Origin of the sequence: uncultured Thiodictyon sp., assembly GCA_903837595.1 — a bacterium.
Taxonomy (GTDB): Bacteria; Pseudomonadota; Gammaproteobacteria; order Chromatiales; family Chromatiaceae; genus Thiodictyon.
In genome coordinates this window covers 1-3759 of record CAILVI010000530.1, presented here as the reverse complement: position 1 = coordinate 3759, position 3759 = coordinate 1, and the positions used below count along the sequence as shown (strand labels likewise).

Annotated in this window: 7 protein-coding genes; 6 read left to right on the top strand and 1 reads right to left on the bottom strand. The window is 58.5% G+C overall.

All coding sequences use genetic code 11. The features are described 5' to 3' along the window. The 6 genes from QZY44_RS32185 to QZY44_RS32160 all read left to right on the top strand — a co-directional run. Positions 1 to 927, top strand: a 927-nt coding sequence (locus QZY44_RS32185) for a DUF3696 domain-containing protein (RefSeq protein ID WP_295457258.1), incomplete at its 5' end; no start/stop codon positions are given. Next, positions 924 to 1880: a hypothetical protein gene (locus QZY44_RS32180; protein ID WP_295457255.1), complete on the top strand. Its 957-nt coding sequence runs from the start codon at positions 924 to 926 to the stop codon at positions 1878 to 1880. The genes QZY44_RS32185 and QZY44_RS32180, both read left to right, overlap by 4 nt. A 174-nt stretch (positions 1881 to 2054) precedes the next feature. Further along, a complete protein-coding gene (locus tag QZY44_RS32175; protein WP_295457252.1) occupies positions 2055 to 2288 on the top strand; it encodes an antitoxin family protein in 234 nt (77 codons plus the stop codon). A 14-nt stretch (positions 2289 to 2302) separates the two neighbouring features. Next, a complete protein-coding gene (locus QZY44_RS32170) occupies positions 2303 to 2617 on the top strand; it encodes a nucleotidyltransferase domain-containing protein (protein WP_295457250.1) in 315 nt (104 codons plus the stop codon). Further along, positions 2604 to 3041 carry a HEPN domain-containing protein gene (locus QZY44_RS32165; RefSeq protein ID WP_295457247.1) on the top strand — a complete coding sequence of 146 codons (438 nt, stop codon included), beginning with the start codon at positions 2604 to 2606 and terminating at the stop codon, positions 3039 to 3041. Before QZY44_RS32170 ends, QZY44_RS32165 begins: the two co-directional genes overlap by 14 nt. A 210-nt stretch (positions 3042 to 3251) precedes the next feature. Next, positions 3252 to 3455, top strand: coding sequence for a hypothetical protein (locus tag QZY44_RS32160; protein ID WP_295457244.1), 204 nt, complete (start codon positions 3252 to 3254; stop codon positions 3453 to 3455). A 170-nt stretch (positions 3456 to 3625) separates the two neighbouring features. Here the strand turns inward: QZY44_RS32160 and QZY44_RS32155 are convergent. Continuing rightward, positions 3626 to 3759, bottom strand: a 134-nt coding sequence (locus QZY44_RS32155; protein ID WP_295446597.1) for an IS4 family transposase, incomplete at its 5' end; no start/stop codon positions are given.

Here is a 3759-nt window from a genome sequence, read left to right as displayed (position 1 = left end):
CTGCGCATTCCAGAGAAGCTATTGTTTATCGGCACGGCACTGCCTGGATTGAACGAAACGCTCGGGTCGTTAGATGAGGAGCGCGATGGTATCCTTCGAGCGTTAAGTCCCTTCATCGTTCGGCCTGGCGAGCTCTTGCTTCAAGCCCTGAAGAAAGACGCTATTTATCTAGGCCCTTACAGACGACTGCCGTCCAGGGACTTTCGGCTGAAAGACGCGCCTTCCGCGCCGGACTGGGGAAGTGGGCTGGCCGCCTGGTATGCGCTGGCAGCCGCCGACGCCCCATCGCTTGTCCAGCGGGTGAACGACTGGCTGTCCGGGTCCAGTACCGGCTTTTGCACCGACTACTCCGTAGCGGTACACCGATACAAGGTCCTCCCAATGGAAAGCCAGCTTTGGCAAGACCTCATGTCGAGTGATCTCGGCGCAATCGAAGGCTCGATTCGCGAGAGGCTTGAGCGACTGCAGGAGGATGCGAACAAGCTGGAGCTTTGCGACGCCCGCACGGGCATTCCGTTGGCACCCCAGGACCTTGGGGTGGGTATGTCGCAGCTCATTCCGGTCGTGGTAGCGGCGTTGCGGCCCACCGCAGGAATCGTCGCCATCGAAGAGCCCGAGTCGAACCTCCACCCGGCCTTCCAGGTCGTGCTTGCCGACTTGTTCATCAGCCAGGCGAAGGCCAATCCCGACGCTCTATTCCTGATCGAAACACATAGCGAACACCTGATGCTACGCTGCCTCCGCCGGATCAGGGAGACCAGCGAGGGCGAGCCGAGCCTGAAGCCCGAGGACATCGCCGTTCATTTCGTCGAGCCGGGCGACGACGGACCGCGTATCCACGGCATCCGCATCGACGAGGCCGGCGAATTCCTCGACCCCTGGCCGCGGGGCTTTTTTCGGGAACGCGGAAAGGAGTTGTTCGGATGATTAAGGAGTATGCTGTAGACCCGGGCTTATTAGCGAATTGGGAGCGCTTTCGATATCTCACCGAAAATTTTGGAATCTCCAATGGACGACTGATTTCCCGGTATCCGAAGCGTTGGGTGAACCTGGTTTATGCTGCACTTGAGGGAGTTAGCCAAGGCGATCTTAGCGAAATGCAGCGGAAGCGCATAGAGGAAAAGCTTATGGAAATTGACAAGAAAATGCTGGTTCGTGTTTGCGGGCGGGATGACTCTGGTGATTGGCTGACAAATTCTGAGCGCGAGCACGCAGACCGCCCTTTCACAGCGATTATTGGCTATGAAAACCCGCGCGGACATGATCAAGTGCTGGTATATGAGCAACTGGACAAGGAGACCAACTCATTGTGGAAATCACAGACAGAGATCACGGTCGAGCGTACCGCCGAGGCGGTTTCTGCAGCTGTGGCCCCGCTCCTCAGGATATCCAGGCATGTGATCTTCATAGATCCTTACTTTGAGCCCGATAAGGATAAATTTGATAATCTCGCCAGGACCGTTGGTGCTTTTCTCAAAGTGTGCCTCGTCGGACGATTTGAGAGCTGTCGCTTAGATAAAGTTTGGTTTTACACGCGGTCTCAGGATATCCCGGATTTCGAGTGCAAGTCTCGGGATCGCTTATCTCAAGTAATCCCCGCTGGTATGGTTCTCAAAGTAACACGATGTGCAGAGAGAACTGGAGGCCAAGGCTTCCATAATCGTTACATTTTGACGGACCGTGGCCGCGCAGACAAACCTGATCGCGGTGGCGTCAAATTCCCCTGGGGCTTGGACGAGGGCAAACCGGGACAAAAGGACGTAATCAATTTACTTCAACCAATTGTTGTGGAAGAGCTTTGGTCCGATTACTGCGGCGAGAACCCGTCGTTTGAAATGGCACCGCCATTCGATATTGTTGGAACAAGAAGGATCAAATGAGCCGGGCGGCAGCGCAATTGTCTGGCTCCGACGCTCCAGTCTCGTCTGGCTCCTACGCTCCAGCGTAGGAGCAAGTTTCGACGCTCCAGCGTCGCGTGGCCAATCGGGCCGCTGGAGCGGCCAAGACTGCATTCCCACGCAGAGCGTGGGAACGAGATGAAGGCGAGGCAATCAATGACCGACATGATTGAAGCATTGTATGACGGGAAGGTCTTTCGTCCGACCGGGCCGATTGCCCTGGCCCCCAATACGCGCGTGCGCATGATCGTCGAGAGTCTGCCGCCAGCCGAACGGGAGGCTCCGTCTTTCCTTCGCACGGCACGCGCGCTTGAACTCGAAGCGCCCGCCGACTGGTCGGCGAACATCGCCGAATACCTTTTTGGCGGGGCGCGACCCCATGTCGACTGAGTAAGAGAACCGCGATGATTAACCCGACGGTAGAATTGCTTCGAGACCGGCTGGTGTCCGCCCTCGCACCGCGCCGGATCATTCTTTTCGGCTCGCGTGCGCGCGGGACCGCGCAGCCCGATAGCGATTACGACATTTTAGTGGTCGCGGACACCGATTTGCCATTTGAGGATCGGGGGGTTGAGGCGCGGCGGGCAGTGCGTGACGTGCGCGTATCAAAGGACATCGTGGTTGTTACACCGGATGAGTTCCGCAAGTATTCGACTTGGCTTACTGGCGTGGTCCGTGATGCCGTCGAGCACGGAGAGATTCTTTATGAGGCAGCCTGATGATCCGGAGGTCAACGATTGGCTACAGAAGGTCGCGGAGGATTATCGCGTTGCGCAGGTGCTCGCCGAATCGGCGGAGCCGCTCGATGATGCGATCTGCTTTCACTGTCAGCAGGCGGCGGAGAAGCTTCTGAAGGCGCTTCTCGTGGCGGCGGGAGCGCGTCCGCCCAGGACGCACGACCTTGAGGAGCTTGCTTCGCTATTGCCGTCGTCGCAACCGCTCCCAGCCGAAATTGCAGACGCCTGCGCCTATTTGAGCGAGTTGGCCGTGATTCCGAGATACCCGGTTCATGTCGACCTACGCTCTCCTGGACGCGCAGGCCGAGCGCGGCGTGAGCTCGACAAGACGATCGATTGGGCAGAAAAGACCTTCGGGTGGCTGGTACCCCGCCGGCCGTCGGCAAGCAATGCTGCGCGCGGGTGAGTGTTCGTCTGTCGATGATCCTGGTTATATGCGGCTCAGCTGGGGTGAGGAGCGAACCCTAACAAAACCAAGACCGCGACGAAAGAGCGAACTGCAAAAGCGGTCGCCGCCTAGCGCGGCTGCCCCCAGTTCTGACGCTTTGGCGTCGCGGGGCTAACCGGGCCGCTGGAGCGGCCAAGACTGAATTCCTAAGCAGCGCGTTGGAACGAGATGACAGACCAAACAACGCAAACCGCGAAACAACAAGCCGAAACAGTGCTGCGCCAGTTGCCCGACAACTGCGCCTTGGAGGATATTCAGTACCACCTCTATGTGCTGGAGAAGATCAGGAAGGGGCGCAAAGACATTGAGGAAGGTCGCTCGTTCACGGCGGACGAGGCGAAGGAGCGTCTGGCACTAAGGCTTACAAACTGATCTGGGCGCTGGAGGCGCTCGACGATATCGATGCGATTGCCCGCTATATCGCCCGCGACTCCGCGGTCCATGCCCGGCGCGTCGTCTCGGAGCCCTGAAGCTCTGGCGACGCGTGGCCAATCCCGCCGCTGGAGCGGCCAAGACTGCATTCCCACGCAGAGCACTCATCCTTATACACATGTCCTCACCATATCTTCGCGGGCCTGGAGTGCGATGGTGAACTCATGTACGCGCTGCAACCCGATCCAGACCGTCTTGGGGCCGGGATGACCGTCATTCTTGCGGTTGAGGAAGCCGCCCAACG

What these genes read in the sequence shown, in the direction of transcription:
- QZY44_RS32180 (WP_295457255.1), top strand. Translation starts at nt 924, where the DNA reads ATGATTAAGGAGTATGCTGTAGACCCGGGCTTATTAGCGAATTGGGAG.
- QZY44_RS32175 (WP_295457252.1), top strand. Translation starts at nt 2,055, where the DNA reads ATGACCGACATGATTGAAGCATTGTATGACGGGAAGGTCTTTCGTCCG.
- QZY44_RS32170 (WP_295457250.1), top strand. Translation starts at nt 2,303, where the DNA reads ATGATTAACCCGACGGTAGAATTGCTTCGAGACCGGCTGGTGTCCGCC.
- QZY44_RS32165 (WP_295457247.1), top strand. Translation starts at nt 2,604, where the DNA reads ATGAGGCAGCCTGATGATCCGGAGGTCAACGATTGGCTACAGAAGGTC.
- QZY44_RS32160 (WP_295457244.1), top strand. Translation starts at nt 3,252, where the DNA reads ATGACAGACCAAACAACGCAAACCGCGAAACAACAAGCCGAAACAGTG.